Raw genomic sequence first — 14499 nt, forward strand, 5'->3', positions numbered from 1 at the left:
TATCATGACGGATAAATTGACCTCCCTGCGTCAGCTAACCACAGTTGTTGCGGACACCGGGGATATTGCGGCAATGAAGCTGTATCAACCGCAAGATGCGACCACCAACCCATCTCTGATTCTGAACGCTGCGCAAATTCCTGAATACCGCAAACTGATTGATGATGCGATTGCCTGGGCGCGTGAGCAGAGCAGCGACCATGCACAACAAGTTGTGGATGCGACTGACAAGTTGGCGGTGAATATTGGTCTGGAAATCCTGAAACTGATCCCAGGTCGTATCTCTACTGAAGTGGATGCGCGTCTGTCTTATGACACCGATGCCAGCATCACTAAAGCAAAACGTCTGATCAAAATGTATAACGATGCGGGCATCAGCAATGACCGTATCCTGATCAAACTGGCTTCTACCTGGCAGGGCATTCGTGCTGCTGAGCAGTTAGAGCAAGAAGGCATCAACTGTAACCTGACTCTGCTGTTCTCCTTCGCTCAGGCTCGTGCTTGTGCAGAAGCGGGCGTGTTCCTGATTTCTCCATTCGTAGGCCGTATCCTCGACTGGTACAAAGCCAATACTGATAAGAAAGAGTACGCACCGCAGGAAGATCCAGGTGTGGTTTCTGTTTCTGAAATCTACCAGTACTACAAGCAACACGGCTATGAAACCGTGGTGATGGGCGCAAGCTTCCGTAACCTGGGCGAAATCATCGAACTGGCTGGTTGTGACCGTCTGACTATCGCTCCTGCGCTGCTCAAAGAGCTGGCAGAAAGCGAAGGCGCTGTTGAGCGTAAACTGTCTTACACCGGCGAAGTGAAAGCGCGTCCAGAGCGTATGACTGAATCCCAGTTCCTGTGGAGCCACAACCAGGATCCAATGGCCGTTGATAAACTGGCGGATGGCATCCGTAAGTTTGCAATCGACCAGGAAAAACTGGAAAAAATGATCGGCGACCTGCTGTAATCATTTATTAGCGTGGCCGGAGCTTTCCGGTCGCGCTTTTTAGTGTTTCACCCTGTCTGCAACGCCTTTCGCCGTGTATCATTCCGTAAAGTTTTGACTGTCCAGGAATGATATGAATACCTTACGCATTGGCTTAGTTTCCATCTCTGACCGCGCTTCAAGCGGTGTCTATCAAGATAAAGGCATTCCGGCGCTGGTTGACTGGCTGGAGAAAACCTTAACCACTCCTTTTCAGATTGAAACGCGCTTAATCCCTGACGAGCAGCCGCTGATTGAACAAGCGCTGTGCGAGCTGGTGGATGAAATGGCGTGTCATCTGGTTTTGACTACCGGCGGCACTGGCCCGGCGCGACGTGATGTGACACCTGATGCAACACTGGCGATTGCCGATCGCGTAATGCCTGGTTTTGGCGAGCAAATGCGCCAGATAAGCCTGCAGTTTGTGCCGACGGCGATTCTTTCCCGCCAGGTGGGCGTTATCCGCAAGCAGGCGCTAATCCTGAATTTGCCGGGGCAGCCGAAATCCATTCAGGAAACGCTTGAAGGCGTGAAAGATGCGGATGGCAAAGTGGTGGTGCCAGGTATTTTTGCAAGTGTACCGTATTGTATACAGTTGCTTGATGGCCCTTATATCGAAACTGATAGCACTGTAGTAGCAGCTTTTCGCCCCAAGAGTGCGATTCGCGATATAAACGCCTAAAGATAGATTGTTTGTGACATAAGATGTAGTGACTCTGGTATGTGAATGAGGGTTGGTTATAGTAAGTTTTGCTTTACAGCAAAATGGAAACTAAAAACCACACTCTATTGAATACGCAGGTTCTTATGTCACAACAATTAAATTCTACACAACGCACAAGACCTCTGAATCGTCAGGATTACAAAACCCTGACCCTCGCCGCTCTGGGTGGCGCGCTCGAATTTTACGACTTCATCATCTTCGTGTTCTTCGCCACCGTCGTCGGCGCACTCTTTTTCCCTGCGGATATTCCCGAATGGCTACGCCAGCTACAAACCTTCGGCATCTTTGCGGCGGGTTATCTGGCGCGTCCGCTGGGCGGCATTATCATGGCGCACTTCGGCGATTTGGTTGGGCGCAAGAAAATGTTCACCCTGAGCATTTTGCTAATGGCGTTGCCGACGCTGGCAATTGGTATGTTGCCGACTTACGAAACGTTGGGTATCGCAGCCCCCGTATTACTCCTTTTGATGCGCGTGCTTCAGGGCGCGGCAATCGGTGGGGAAGTGCCCGGCGCGTGGGTGTTCGTGGCGGAACATGTTCCTTATAAACGTATTGGCATCGCGTGCGGCACGTTAACGGCGGGCTTAACCGCGGGTATTTTGCTGGGTTCCGTGGTCGCCACCATTATCAATACTTCAATGACGCAAGAAGCGATTCACAACGGCGGCTGGCGTATTCCGTTCTTCCTCGGCGGTATTTTCGGCCTGGTGGCGATGTATCTGCGCCGTTGGCTGCAAGAGACGCCAATTTTTATTGAGATGCAGCAACGCAAAGCACTCGCCGAAGAGATGCCGTTGAAATCTGTGGTCGTGAACCATAAAAAAGCCGTGGTGGTTTCCATGCTGCTGACGTGGTTGCTGTCGGCGGGAATTGTGGTGGTGATTTTGATGGCACCAACCTGGCTGCAAAAACAGTTGGGCTTCGCGCCAGCTTTGACGCTTCAGGCAAACAGTATCGCCATCGTTATGCTGTGCATTGGCTGTATTGTGGCGGGGTTGGTCATCGACCGTATTGGTGCCAGTAAAACCTTTATTGTCGGCAGCTTGATGCTGGCGGTCTGTAGCTGGATGTTCTATCACCTGACGGCCAGCCATCCTGAATATCTGTTCTTCTTATATGGTCTGGTCGGTTTAAGCGTTGGCGTGGTGGGCGCGGTGCCGTATGTGATGGTCAGAGCGTTCCCGGCGGAAGTGCGGTTTACCGGCATCTCGTTCTCTTACAATATGTCGTACGCTATTTTCGGTGGCCTGACGCCGATATTTGTGACGATGTTATCGGCAATATCACCGATGGGGCCGGCGTGGTATGTGCTGGCGTTAGCGATGGTGGGTTTAGGGCTGGGGATTTGGTTGCGAAACGACTTAACGCCGGAAAGTAAAATGGTTGAAAGGCCGTTGCAACACTCATAAAAAAACGCGGAGCCAGGCTCCGCGTTTTTGTTTCTATCTACAGTGACTGCGGGAATTAGTGTTTTTCACCAATCGGCAGCACGGTACGGCCAAACTGCTCGTTGATCACTTCGCCCATTGCCAGGTAAATGGCGCTTGCGCCACAAACCAGACCAATCCAGCCCGCGATGCGAACGATGCCTTCGTTGTCAGCCAGGTGGCCGATAGCCAGCAGGGCAAACAGTACGGTCAGGCTTGCAAACACGAACTGCAGCATACGTGGCGCAGAAGCCAGGGTGCCGAAGAACATGAACAGTGTGAAGACGCCCCACAGACCGAGATACGCGCCGAGGAAGTGTGCGTTTGCTGCATCTGCAAGACCCATCTTAGGCATGATCAGAATGGCGACAAGAGTCAGCCAGAAAGAGCCATAAGAAGTGAATGCTGTCAGGCCGAAAGTATTACCTTTCTTAAATTCCAACAGGCCGGCAAAAATTTGTGCGATACCACCGTAGAAAATGCCCATTGCAAGGATGTTGACATCAAAAGGGAAGATGCCGGTGTTATGCAAGTTGAGCAGAATGGTGGTCATGCCGAAGCCCATCAAGCCCAGGGGAGCTGGATTAGCCAACTTAGTGTTGCCCATAGTTCCTCTAAAATTCGTCTGAAAATGAATATATGTAGTCGCCACACAACTGCGAAAGGGCAGCGGGGCGCGGCATCATAATCAGGTGAGGGGTTCGAGTCTATGATCTAAACAGGTGTGAAGATGAAAATTTTTTTTGCCTTGCCCCTTGATGACGAGCCGAGCGACCCCATCTTGTATGCAACCGCAGTTGTTGAGCCTGTAAAAAATCGTGTTTGGGCAGTTGAAAGACTCTTGTTTGCCCGCATAACAGGTTCACGACCATATGACGAACAAATTTTAAGTGGAGACGTTTAGATGGGTAAAATTATTGGCATCGACTTGGGTACAACCAACTCTTGTATAGCAATTATGGATGGTACTACCGCTCGCGTTCTTGAAAACGCCGAGGGTGATCGCACCACTCCTTCAATCATTGCTTATACGCAGGATGGTGAGATTCTGGTTGGTCAGCCGGCTAAACGTCAGGCAGTGACTAACCCGCAGAACACATTGTTCGCGATCAAACGCCTGATTGGCCGTCGCTTCCAGGACGAAGAAGTGCAGCGTGATGAAGCTATCATGCCGTACAAAATCATTGCAGCCGACAACGGCGATGCGTGGATTGACGTTAAAGGTCAGAAAATGGCACCTCCGCAGATCTCTGCTGAAGTGTTGAAGAAAATGAAGAAAACCGCTGAAGATTACCTGGGCGAACCAGTAACTGAAGCTGTTATCACCGTTCCTGCATACTTCAACGATGCACAGCGTCAGGCAACTAAAGATGCTGGCCGTATCGCAGGTCTGGAAGTAAAACGTATCATCAACGAACCAACCGCAGCGGCTCTGGCCTACGGTCTGGATAAAGAAGTTGGCAACCGTACTATCGCGGTTTACGACTTGGGTGGTGGTACTTTCGATATCTCTATTATCGAAATCGACGAAGTTGATGGCGAAAAAACCTTCGAAGTTCTGGCAACCAACGGTGATACCCACCTCGGTGGTGAAGACTTCGATAGCCGTCTGATCAACTACTTAGTGGAAGAGTTCAAGAAAGATCAAGGTATCGATCTACGTAACGATCCACTGGCTATGCAGCGTCTGAAAGAAGCTGCTGAAAAAGCGAAAATTGAGCTGTCTTCTGCTCAGCAGACCGACGTGAACCTGCCGTACATTACAGCAGACGCGACCGGTCCAAAACACATGAACATCAAAGTGACTCGTGCAAAACTGGAATCCCTGGTCGAAGACCTGGTCAACCGTTCTATCGAGCCGCTGAAAGTTGCACTGCAAGATGCTGGCCTGTCTGTATCTGATATCCAGGACGTTATCCTGGTTGGTGGTCAGACTCGTATGCCAATGGTTCAGAAGAAAGTGACTGAGTTCTTCGGTAAAGAACCACGTAAAGACGTGAACCCGGACGAAGCGGTTGCAATCGGTGCTGCTGTTCAGGGTGGTGTGCTTGCTGGTGATGTGACTGACGTACTGCTGCTGGACGTTACCCCGCTGTCTCTGGGTATCGAAACCATGGGCGGTGTGATGACTTCACTGATTAACAAAAACACCACTATCCCGACTAAACATAGCCAGGTGTTCTCAACTGCTGAAGATAACCAGTCTGCGGTAACTATCCATGTTATCCAGGGTGAGCGTAAACGTGCAGCTGATAACAAATCTCTGGGTCAGTTCAACCTGGATGGTATCAGCCCAGCACCGCGCGGCATGCCGCAAGTTGAAGTCACCTTCGATATCGATGCTGATGGTATCTTGCACGTTTCCGCGAAAGACAAAAACAGCGGTAAAGAGCAGAAGATCACCATCAAGGCTTCTTCTGGTCTGAACGAAGAAGAGATCCAGAAAATGGTTCGCGATGCAGAAGCTAACGCCGAAGCTGACCGTAAGTTCGAAGAACTGGTTCAGACTCGCAACCAGGGCGACCATTTGATGCACAGCACTCGCAAGCAGGTTGAAGAAGCAGGCGACAAACTGCCAGCTGATGACAAAACTGCAATCGAGTCTGCGCTGACAGCGCTGGAAACTTCTCTGAAAGGCGAAGACAAAGCTGACATCGAAGCGAAAATGCAGGAGCTGGCGCAAGTTTCTCAGAAACTGATGGAACTGGCTCAGGCACAGCATGCTGAACAGCAAGCTGGCAACGCGACTGATGCTGGCAAATCTGCTGGCAAAGACGACGATGTTGTTGACGCTGAGTTCGAAGAAGTTAAAGACAAAAAATAATCGCCCTTTGAGCGGTTGGTAACTGGCACGGGCGTCGAGGTTTTCCTCTGCGCCCGTGCCCGCATGTTAGGGGCAGACAAAAAAGATGGCGAAGAGAGACTATTACGAGGTTTTAGGCGTTCCGAAAAACGCGGAAGAGCGTGAAATCAAGAAAGCCTATAAACGCCTGGCAATGAAGTTCCACCCGGATCGTAATCAGGGTGACAAAGAAGCCGAAGGCAAATTTAAAGAAATCAAAGAAGCCTACGAAATCCTGACCGACGACCAAAAACGTGCCGCATACGACCAATATGGTCATGCCGCGTTTGAGCAAGGCGGGATGGGCGGTGGCGGTCACGGCGGATTTGGCGGTGGCGGTGCTGACTTTGGCGATATCTTTGGCGACGTATTCGGTGACATCTTCGGTGGTGGCCGCCGTCAGCGTGCTTCCCGCGGGTCCGATTTGCGTTACAACATGGACTTAACGCTGGAAGAAGCGGTTCGTGGCGTCACCAAAGAGATCCGTATCCCAACGCTTGAAGAGTGTGGCGTTTGTCACGGTAGCGGCGCGAAAGCAGGCTCCAAGCCACAAACTTGCCCGACTTGTCATGGACAAGGCCAGGTGCAAATGCGTCAGGGCTTCTTCACGGTGCAGCAAAGCTGTCCACACTGCCAGGGTCGCGGTTCGATTATTAAAGATCCGTGCAACACCTGTCATGGCCATGGCCGTGTAGAGAAAACTAAAACGTTGTCGGTAAAAATCCCGGCAGGCGTTGATACCGGCGACCGTATTCGTCTTGCAGGCGAAGGCGAAGCGGGCGAGCATGGCGCACCATCAGGTGATTTGTACGTTCAGGTTCAGGTTAAACAGCACCCGATCTTCGAGCGTGAAGGCAACAACCTGTATTGCGAAGTGCCAATTAACTTCGCGATGGCAGCGCTCGGCGGTGAAATTGAAGTCCCAACGCTTGATGGTCGTGTGAACCTGAAAGTGCCTGGCGAAACGCAAACGGGCAAATTGTTCAGAATGCGTGGCAGAGGGGTGAAATCCGTACGTGGTGGTGCTCAGGGCGACCTGCTATGCCGTGTGGTGGTGGAAACGCCAGTCAGCCTGAACGAAAAGCAGAAGCAGCTGCTGCGTGATTTGGCTGAAAGCTTTGGTGGGCCAAGCGGTGAAAAGAACAGTCCGCGTTCAAAGAGTTTCTTTGACGGCGTAAAAAAGTTCTTTGATGATTTGACTCGCTAAACGCAATTTCCCTTTAGCAGTACAAAAGCCTGAATCGTTTGTTTTTGATTCAGGCTTTTTTATTCCCTAAAAACGTATTAATTCTGCAAGTGATACGTTTCGTTATTTCCGATTGTTTGATGCTATATAATCTACTTTTCTCGATGTGTTAGACAGGCTATGCTTAATACATATTAATGCCCTAAATGATTTAAGGCAGTCGAAAAACCGGGATGACAGAATGACAAAAAAACTAAAACACTTTTTCCATAGCGATGCCTCAAGCGGCATCTTTTTAATCCTTGCCGCTGTGCTGGCAATGGTTCTTGCTAACCTGGGTTCCACCAGTGAGTTGTATCAATCGTTTTTGAACACGCCGGTCGAAGTGCGTATCGGTTCTCTGGATATCAGTAAAAACCTGCTGTTGTGGGTGAACGATGCACTGATGGCCATCTTCTTCCTGATGATTGGCCTGGAAGTAAAACGTGAAATGGTGAGCGGCTCGCTTGCCAGCATGCGTCAGGCCTCGTTCCCTGTGATTGCAGCGTTGGGCGGCATGGTTGTACCGGCGGCAATCTATTTGCTGTTTAACTTCCAGGACCCAATTACCCGTGAAGGTTGGGCGATTCCAGCGGCGACGGATATCGCTTTCGCACTGGGTATTCTGGCCTTGTTGGGCAACCGGGTTCCGGTCGCGCTGAAAGTGTTCCTGATGGCGCTGGCGATTATTGATGACCTGGGCGCGATTGTGATCATCGCCTTGTTCTACACCAGTGACCTTTCCATTCTGTCGCTGGCTGTTGCGGCGGGTGCCATCGCTGTTCTGGCATTACTGAATATCTGCAACGTTCGCCGCACCGGGTTGTATATTCTGGTGGGGGTCGTGTTGTGGACTGCGGTACTGAAATCGGGTGTCCACGCCACGCTTGCTGGCGTGATCATCGGTTTCCTGATCCCGCTTAAAGAGAAAGACGGTCGTTCCCCGGCAAAAGAACTGGAGCATGTGCTTCACCCTTGGGTCGCGTTCCTGATTCTGCCATTGTTCGCTTTTGCCAATGCGGGCGTGTCGTTAAGCGGCGTGACGTTTGCTGGTTTAACTTCGCTGTTGCCGATGGGGATTATGGCGGGCCTGTTTATCGGTAAGCCACTGGGTATTAGCCTGTTCTGCTGGGCTGCCTTGAAATTTAAACTAGCAACCTTGCCTGAAGGGACAACGTGCAAGGAAATTATGGCGGTGGGCGTGCTGTGTGGCATCGGCTTTACGATGTCGATTTTCATCGCTTCTCTGGCGTTTGACGGCGCGGACCCGGCACTTATTACCTGGGCGAAACTGGGTATACTGTTGGGGTCACTGCTTTCTGCGGTGGTGGGTTATTGCATGCTGAGAAGCCGTTTCAGCCCACAGTTAAAGCATCATTAATATTCCATTAACGGCTCCTCTGGAGCCGTTAATCAATGGATTGTTTATCAGGGAGAGAACAACACATGTCACACATCAATTACAACCATCTCTACTATTTCTGGCACGTCTGCAAAGAAGGTTCGGTGGTCGGTGCCGCAGAAGCTCTGTATCTGACACCGCAAACTATTACCGGCCAAATCAAAGCATTAGAAGAGCGCCTGCAAGGGAAACTCTTCCGTCGCCAGGGGCGTGGTCTGGTGCCTTCTGAGCTGGGCCAACTGGTATTTCGTTATGCGGACCGCATGTTCACGTTAAGCCAGGAGATGCTGGATATCGTCAACTACCGCAAAGAATCGAGCCTGCTGTTTGATGTCGGAATTGCGGATGCGTTATCAAAACGTCTGGTCAGCGGTGTGCTCGATGCAGCCGTTGTTGAAGATGAGCAAATCCATCTGCGCTGCTTTGAATCGACACACGAAATGCTGCTCGAACAATTGAGCCAACATAAGCTGGATATGATTATCTCTGATTGCCCGATTGATTCGACTCAGCAAGAAGGGCTGTTCTCGGTGAAAATCGGCGAATGCGGGATTAGCTTCTGGAGCCAGAATCCGGTGCCTGATTTGCCATTCCCGGCCTGTCTGGAAACCCGACGCTTACTGATTCCAGGTCGTCGTTCAATGTTAGGGCGCAAAATCCTTAACTGGATTCATGGACAGGGGCTGAACGTTGAGATTCTCGGTGAGTTTGATGATGCGGCACTGATGAAAGCTTTTGGCGCGGCACATAATGCGATATTCGTCGCACCGACGCTTTATGGCGAAGACACTTACAACGATGAGAATATTGTTGAAATCGGGCGCATTGAGAACGTGATGGAAGAGTATCACGCGATATTTGCCGAACGTATGATTCAGCATCCGGCGGTGCAGCGCGTGTGTAACCGTGACTATTCGGCTCTGTTCAAAGAAGCCTGATTCAGAAGCTCAAATTTTAGATATAAAAAAACCGGCAGAAGCCGGTTTTTTTTCAAGCTAACAACAAGTTGGCGATTAAGCCAGTTTGTTGATTTGCGCTACAAGGTTAGCCTTATGACGCGCAGCTTTGTTTTTGTGGATCAGACCTTTGCTAGCCTGACGATCCACGATTGGTTGCATTTCGTTAAATGCTTTCTGTGCAGCAGCTTTGTCGCCAGTTTCAATCGCTGCGTATACTTTCTTGATGAAAGTACGCATCATAGAGCGACGGCTTGCGTTGTGCTTACGAGCCTTTTCAGACTGTACAGCACGTTTCTTAGCTGATTTGATATTAGCCAAGGTCCAACTCCCAAATATGATCTATGTGGACAATTCAAAGGCCGAGGAATATGCCCTCTTAGCCTTCTTTTGTCAATGGATTTGTGCAAATAAGCGCCGTTAAATTTCCGGTGCCTCTTACGTTGTGATGGCGCGGATTCTACCAGCTTCACCGCCATGAATACAGCCTTTAGCAACAAAAATCGTCCAGTGATGCGCATCTGCATAGAATCCTGACCCCAGCGCGATGAAATCCTTAACGCTTTATGTCAAAGGGGGCAATCGCTGGTTAACCTTCACCGTGGTAATTGATATAATCCGCCGATTTCCACTGTCTTGAGCCAGCCATGAAGCTGATACGCGGCATACATAATTTACGCCAGAACCACCACGGTTGTGTTCTCACCATTGGTAATTTCGACGGTGTTCATCGAGGCCACAAGTCCCTGTTGAAAGGGCTGTGTGCAGAAGGACGTGCGCGCAATCTGCCGGTGATGGTCATGATTTTCGAGCCACAACCGCTTGAGCTGTTTGCGGGTGATAAAGCCCCAGCGCGTCTGACACGTCTGCGCGAAAAGCTGCGTTATCTGGCCGAGTGTGGAGTGGACTACGTATTGTGCGTGCGATTTGATCGCCGTTTTGCTGCGCTCACGGCGCAGAACTTCGTCAGCGATCTGCTGGTTGACCGCCTCGGGGTAAAATTCCTCGCGGTGGGTGATGATTTCCGCTTTGGTGCTGGTCGCCAGGGGGATTTCTTGTTATTACAGAAGGCGGGTCTGGAATATGGCTTTGACGTCACCAGTACGCAAACTTTCTGCGAAGGCGGCGTGCGCATTAGCAGCACTGCGGTGCGTCAGGCTTTGGCTGATGACGACTTAGCGCTGGCCGAAAGTTTACTGGGCCATCCGTTTATCATCTCCGGGCGCGTTGTCCACGGTGATGAACTTGGGAGAACCATTGGTTTCCCAACGGCGAATTTACCGCTGCGTCGCCAGGTTTCCCCGGTAAAAGGGGTGTTTGCGGTAGAAGTCGCAGGCCTGGGTGACAAACCCCTGCCAGGCGTTGCCAACATTGGCACGCGTCCTACTGTTGCGGGGATTCGCCAACAGTTAGAAGTCCATCTGCTGGACGTTGCAATGGACTTATATGGGCACCATATAGATGTGGTGCTGCGCAAGAAAATACGAAATGAACAACGGTTTGCTTCGCTTGATGAATTGAAAGCGCAAATCGCCAAAGATGTGGTAACCGCCCGCGAATTTTTTGGGTCTAATACCTGAGCTGGCTTTCCTCAAAACCGAAATACGGAACCGAGAATCTAATGAGTGACTTTAAATCTACCCTGAACTTACCGGAAACAGGGTTCCCGATGCGTGGCGATCTCGCTAAACGTGAACCGGGCATGCTGGCTCGCTGGAATGATGATGACCTGTACGGCATCATCCGTAATGCAAAGAAAGGCAAAAAATCCTTCATTCTGCATGATGGCCCTCCATACGCGAACGGCAGCATTCACATTGGTCACTCAGTAAACAAGATTCTGAAAGACATTATCGTGAAGTCCAAAGGGCTGAGCGGTTTTGACTCACCGTATGTTCCAGGTTGGGACTGCCACGGTCTGCCAATCGAGCTGAAAGTAGAGCAACTCATCGGCAAGCCGGGTGAGAAAGTGTCTGCGGCAGAATTCCGTGCAGCTTGCCGTAAATATGCGGCAGAGCAGGTTGACGGGCAGCGTGAAGACTTCATCCGTCTGGGTGTGTTGGGCGACTGGTCACGTCCGTACCTGACCATGGATTTCAAAACCGAAGCGAACATCATCCGCGCGCTGGGTAAAATTGTCGGTAATGGCCACCTGCATAAAGGCGCTAAGCCTGTGCACTGGTGCGTGGACTGCCGTTCAGCACTGGCTGAAGCAGAAGTTGAGTACTACGACAAAACGTCACCATCCATCTTCGTGAACTTTAAAGCCGTTGATGCTGACGTGGTCAAAGCGAAGTTTGGCGCAACACAAGTTAACGGCCCAGTTTCCATGGTTATCTGGACCACCACGCCGTGGACTTTGCCAGCAAACCGCGCCGTTTCTCTGAATGCCGAATTCGAATACGTGTTGGTTCAGGTTGATGGCCAGGCGCTGATCGTGGCTAAAGACTTGCTCGAAGGCGTAATGAAGAGCGCGGGCATCACCGAGTGGACAGTGCTTGGCGAAGCCAAAGGTGCTGACCTTGAGTTGACTCGCTACAAGCACCCATTCTTAGATTTCGACGTGCCAGCTATTCTTGGCGACCACGTTACGCTGGAAGCCGGTACCGGTGCGGTTCACACCGCAGGCGGCCACGGCCCTGACGACTACGTCATCAGCCAGAAATACAATCTTGAAATCGCCAACCCCGTTGGCCCGGACGGTTGCTACCTGCCTGGGACTTACGAAGGTCTGGACGGCGTTCAGGTATTCAAAGCGAACGATCTCATCGTTAACATTCTGCGTGATAAAGGCGTTCTGCTGCACGTTGAAAAACTGCTGCACAGCTACCCGCACTGCTGGCGTCACAAAACGCCAATCATCTTCCGTGCTACTCCGCAGTGGTTCATCAGCATGGATCAAAAAGGACTGCGCGCGCAGTCTCTGAAAGAGATCAAAGGCGTGCAGTGGATCCCTGACTGGGGCCAGGCGCGTATCGAATCGATGGTAGCGAACCGTCCGGACTGGTGTATCTCGCGTCAGCGTACATGGGGCGTGCCAATGTCCATGTTCGTGCACAAAGACACTGAAGAGCTGCACCCGCGCACGCTGGAGCTGATGGAAGAAGTTGCTAAACGCGTTGAGCAAGATGGTATTCAGGCGTGGTGGGATCTCGACCCGCGCGACATCATGGGCGACGACGCTGACAACTACACCAAAGTGCCAGACACTTTAGACGTGTGGTTTGACTCAGGTTCAACGCACTCTTCTGTTGTTGATGTGCGCCCTGAATTCAGCGGCCACGCGGCAGACATGTATCTGGAAGGTTCGGATCAGCACCGCGGCTGGTTCATGTCTTCACTGATGATTTCGACGGCGATGAAAGGCAAAGCGCCTTACCGCCAGGTACTGACTCACGGCTTCACCGTTGATGGTCAGGGCCGCAAAATGTCCAAATCCATCGGTAACACCGTTTCTCCGCAAGACGTGATGAACAAACTGGGTGCGGACATCCTGCGTCTGTGGGTGGCATCGACCGATTACACCGGCGAAATGGCAGTTTCTGACGAAATCCTGAAACGTGCTGCTGATGCTTATCGTCGTATCCGTAACACCGCGCGCTTCCTGCTGGCGAACCTGAACGGCTTCAACCCAGAAACCGATATGGTCAGCCCGGAAGAGATGGTGAAACTGGACCGTTGGGCAGTTGGCTGTGCGCAAGAAGCACAGGCCGATATCCTTGCAGCGTATGAGAACTACGATTTCCACGAAGTGGTGCAACGCCTGATGCGTTTCTGCTCCATCGAAATGGGCTCGTTCTATCTCGACATCATCAAAGACCGTCAGTACACCGCGAAGTCCGATGGCATTGCGCGTCGTAGCTGCCAGACCGCGCTGTTCCACATCGCAGAAGCGCTGGTTCGCTGGATGGCACCAATCATGTCCTTCACCGCTGACGAAATCTGGGCTTACCTGCCAGGTGACCGCGAGAAGTACGTGTTTACTGGCGAGTGGTACGAAGGTCTGTTCGGCCTGGCTGACAGCGAAACCATGAACAACGATTACTGGGACACCCTGTTAACCGTGCGTGGCGAAGTGAACAAAGTCATCGAACAAGCGCGTGCTGACAAGCGTGTGGGCGGTTCACTGGAAGCGGCAGTCACTCTGTACGCCGACAGCGATCTGGCTTCTAAGCTCAACAGCCTGGGCGAGGAATTACGATTTGTCCTGTTGACCTCCGGTGCTGAAGTTGCCGATTATGCGCAGGCTGGCGAAGACGCTCAACAGAGCGAAATCCTGAAAGGATTGAAAGTCGCCTTGCGTAAAGCCGACGGTGAGAAGTGCCCGCGTTGCTGGCATTACACCACCGACGTCGGTCAGGTAGCGGAACACGCAGAAATCTGCGGCCGCTGTGTCACCAACGTAGCCGGTGACGGCGAAAAGCGTAAATTTGCCTGATGAGTAAATCGATAAGTTCGACCGGCCTGCGCTGGCTGTGGCTTGTAGTGGTGGTTCTGATTGTCGACTTGGGCAGCAAATACCTGATCCTCCAGCATTTCATGCTGGGGGACACCGTATCCCTGTTCCCGTCGCTGAATCTGCACTACGCCCGTAACTATGGTGCCGCGTTCAGTTTCCTGGCGGATAAAGGCGGCTGGCAGCGCTGGTTCTTCGCGGGTATCGCCATCGGTATCTGTGTGATTCTGGCGGTGCTGATGTACCGCGCTAAAGCCACGCAGAAGCTGCATAACATCGCCTATGCTTTAATCATTGGCGGCGCGCTCGGCAACCTGTTCGACCGTTTATGGCACGGCTTCGTGGTCGACATGATTGATTTCTATGTCGGCGACTGGCACTTCGCCACGTTTAACCTGGCCGATACGGCAATCTGTATCGGTGCGGCGCTGATTGTGCTGGAGGGATTCTTTGTCTCCTCCGACAAGCCCGCAAAAGAAAAAGGGTAACCC

At 51.6% G+C, this 14499-nt stretch carries 13 protein-coding genes; 11 read left to right on the top strand and 2 right to left on the bottom strand.

Annotated features, from left to right (window positions below; translation table 11 throughout):
* Positions 1 to 4: 4 nt before the first annotated feature.
* The 3 genes from tal (at position 5) to D6029_RS10975 (ending at position 3109) form a co-directional block, all read left to right on the top strand.
* Entirely contained in the window at positions 5 to 958 is a 954-nt protein-coding gene (tal, locus tag D6029_RS10965) for a transaldolase (protein WP_120064789.1), read from the top strand.
* A gap of 112 nt (positions 959 to 1070) precedes the next feature.
* Positions 1071 to 1658 (top strand): molybdopterin adenylyltransferase, encoded by a 588-nt coding sequence (mog, locus tag D6029_RS10970; protein WP_120064790.1) that lies wholly within the window; start codon positions 1071 to 1073, stop codon positions 1656 to 1658.
* 125 nt (positions 1659 to 1783) lie between these two features.
* A complete protein-coding gene (locus tag D6029_RS10975) occupies positions 1784 to 3109 on the top strand; it encodes an MFS transporter (protein WP_120064791.1) in 1326 nt (441 codons plus the stop codon).
* Positions 3110 to 3164: 55 nt separating this feature from the next.
* Here D6029_RS10975 and satP read toward each other — a convergent pair whose 3' ends face one another.
* On the bottom strand, positions 3165 to 3734 hold the full coding sequence (gene satP, locus D6029_RS10980) for an acetate uptake transporter (protein WP_120064792.1): 570 nt from the start codon (positions 3732 to 3734) through the stop codon (positions 3165 to 3167).
* A 123-nt stretch (positions 3735 to 3857) separates the two neighbouring features.
* Between satP and D6029_RS22515 the strand changes: the two genes are divergently transcribed.
* The 5 genes from D6029_RS22515 to nhaR all read left to right on the top strand — a co-directional run bounded on the left by D6029_RS22515 (position 3858) and on the right by nhaR (position 9534).
* On the top strand, positions 3858 to 4031 hold the full coding sequence (locus tag D6029_RS22515; protein WP_167455993.1) for a hypothetical protein: 174 nt from the start codon (positions 3858 to 3860) through the stop codon (positions 4029 to 4031).
* The gene (gene dnaK / locus D6029_RS10985; RefSeq protein ID WP_120064793.1) at positions 4032 to 5951 is read left to right on the top strand and encodes a molecular chaperone DnaK; all 1920 of its coding nucleotides are present in this window, start codon (positions 4032 to 4034) and stop codon (positions 5949 to 5951) included.
* 85 nt (positions 5952 to 6036) lie between these two features.
* The gene (gene dnaJ / locus D6029_RS10990) at positions 6037 to 7176 is read left to right on the top strand and encodes a molecular chaperone DnaJ (protein WP_120064794.1); all 1140 of its coding nucleotides are present in this window, start codon (positions 6037 to 6039) and stop codon (positions 7174 to 7176) included.
* 220 nt (positions 7177 to 7396) lie between these two features.
* Positions 7397 to 8575: a Na+/H+ antiporter NhaA gene (nhaA, locus tag D6029_RS10995; RefSeq protein ID WP_120064795.1), complete on the top strand. Its 1179-nt coding sequence runs from the start codon at positions 7397 to 7399 to the stop codon at positions 8573 to 8575.
* A gap of 65 nt (positions 8576 to 8640) precedes the next feature.
* Positions 8641 to 9534 (top strand): transcriptional activator NhaR, encoded by an 894-nt coding sequence (nhaR, locus tag D6029_RS11000; protein ID WP_120064796.1) that lies wholly within the window; start codon positions 8641 to 8643, stop codon positions 9532 to 9534.
* A 75-nt stretch (positions 9535 to 9609) separates the two neighbouring features.
* Here nhaR and rpsT read toward each other — a convergent pair whose 3' ends face one another.
* On the bottom strand, positions 9610 to 9873 hold the full coding sequence (gene rpsT, locus D6029_RS11005) for a 30S ribosomal protein S20 (protein WP_034459390.1): 264 nt from the start codon (positions 9871 to 9873) through the stop codon (positions 9610 to 9612).
* Positions 9874 to 10199: 326 nt separating this feature from the next.
* Here rpsT and ribF point away from each other — a divergent pair, with 326 nt between their 5' ends.
* Genes ribF through lspA form a run of 3 tightly spaced genes read left to right on the top strand, consistent with a single transcriptional unit; the run spans position 10200 to position 14496 of the window.
* Entirely contained in the window at positions 10200 to 11132 is a 933-nt protein-coding gene (ribF, locus tag D6029_RS11010; RefSeq protein WP_120064797.1) for a bifunctional riboflavin kinase/FAD synthetase, read from the top strand.
* A gap of 41 nt (positions 11133 to 11173) precedes the next feature.
* Positions 11174 to 13990: an isoleucine--tRNA ligase gene (ileS, locus tag D6029_RS11015; protein ID WP_120064798.1), complete on the top strand. Its 2817-nt coding sequence runs from the start codon at positions 11174 to 11176 to the stop codon at positions 13988 to 13990.
* Complete coding sequence (gene lspA / locus D6029_RS11020) at positions 13990 to 14496, top strand: signal peptidase II (protein WP_120064799.1); 507 nt, start codon at positions 13990 to 13992, stop codon at positions 14494 to 14496. Before ileS ends, lspA begins: the two co-directional genes overlap by 1 nt.
* The last annotated feature ends 3 nt before the right edge of the window (positions 14497 to 14499 follow it).

Source organism: Buttiauxella izardii (assembly GCF_003601925.1).
Taxonomy (GTDB): Bacteria; Pseudomonadota; Gammaproteobacteria; order Enterobacterales; family Enterobacteriaceae; genus Buttiauxella; species Buttiauxella izardii.

Bases quoted from the DNA above. Each gene is read 5' to 3' on its own strand.
- mog (WP_120064790.1), top strand. From the start codon at position 1,071: ATGAATACCTTACGCATTGGCTTAGTTTCCATCTCTGACCGCGCTTCA.
- nhaA (WP_120064795.1), top strand. From the start codon at position 7,397: ATGACAAAAAAACTAAAACACTTTTTCCATAGCGATGCCTCAAGCGGC.
- satP (WP_120064792.1), bottom strand. From the start codon at position 3,734: ATGGGCAACACTAAGTTGGCTAATCCAGCTCCCCTGGGCTTGATGGGC.
- dnaJ (WP_120064794.1), top strand. From the start codon at position 6,037: ATGGCGAAGAGAGACTATTACGAGGTTTTAGGCGTTCCGAAAAACGCG.
- lspA (WP_120064799.1), top strand. From the start codon at position 13,990: ATGAGTAAATCGATAAGTTCGACCGGCCTGCGCTGGCTGTGGCTTGTA.
- ribF (WP_120064797.1), top strand. From the start codon at position 10,200: ATGAAGCTGATACGCGGCATACATAATTTACGCCAGAACCACCACGGT.
- ileS (WP_120064798.1), top strand. From the start codon at position 11,174: ATGAGTGACTTTAAATCTACCCTGAACTTACCGGAAACAGGGTTCCCG.
- D6029_RS10975 (WP_120064791.1), top strand. From the start codon at position 1,784: ATGTCACAACAATTAAATTCTACACAACGCACAAGACCTCTGAATCGT.
- D6029_RS22515 (WP_167455993.1), top strand. From the start codon at position 3,858: ATGAAAATTTTTTTTGCCTTGCCCCTTGATGACGAGCCGAGCGACCCC.
- dnaK (WP_120064793.1), top strand. From the start codon at position 4,032: ATGGGTAAAATTATTGGCATCGACTTGGGTACAACCAACTCTTGTATA.
- tal (WP_120064789.1), top strand. From the start codon at position 5: ATGACGGATAAATTGACCTCCCTGCGTCAGCTAACCACAGTTGTTGCG.
- nhaR (WP_120064796.1), top strand. From the start codon at position 8,641: ATGTCACACATCAATTACAACCATCTCTACTATTTCTGGCACGTCTGC.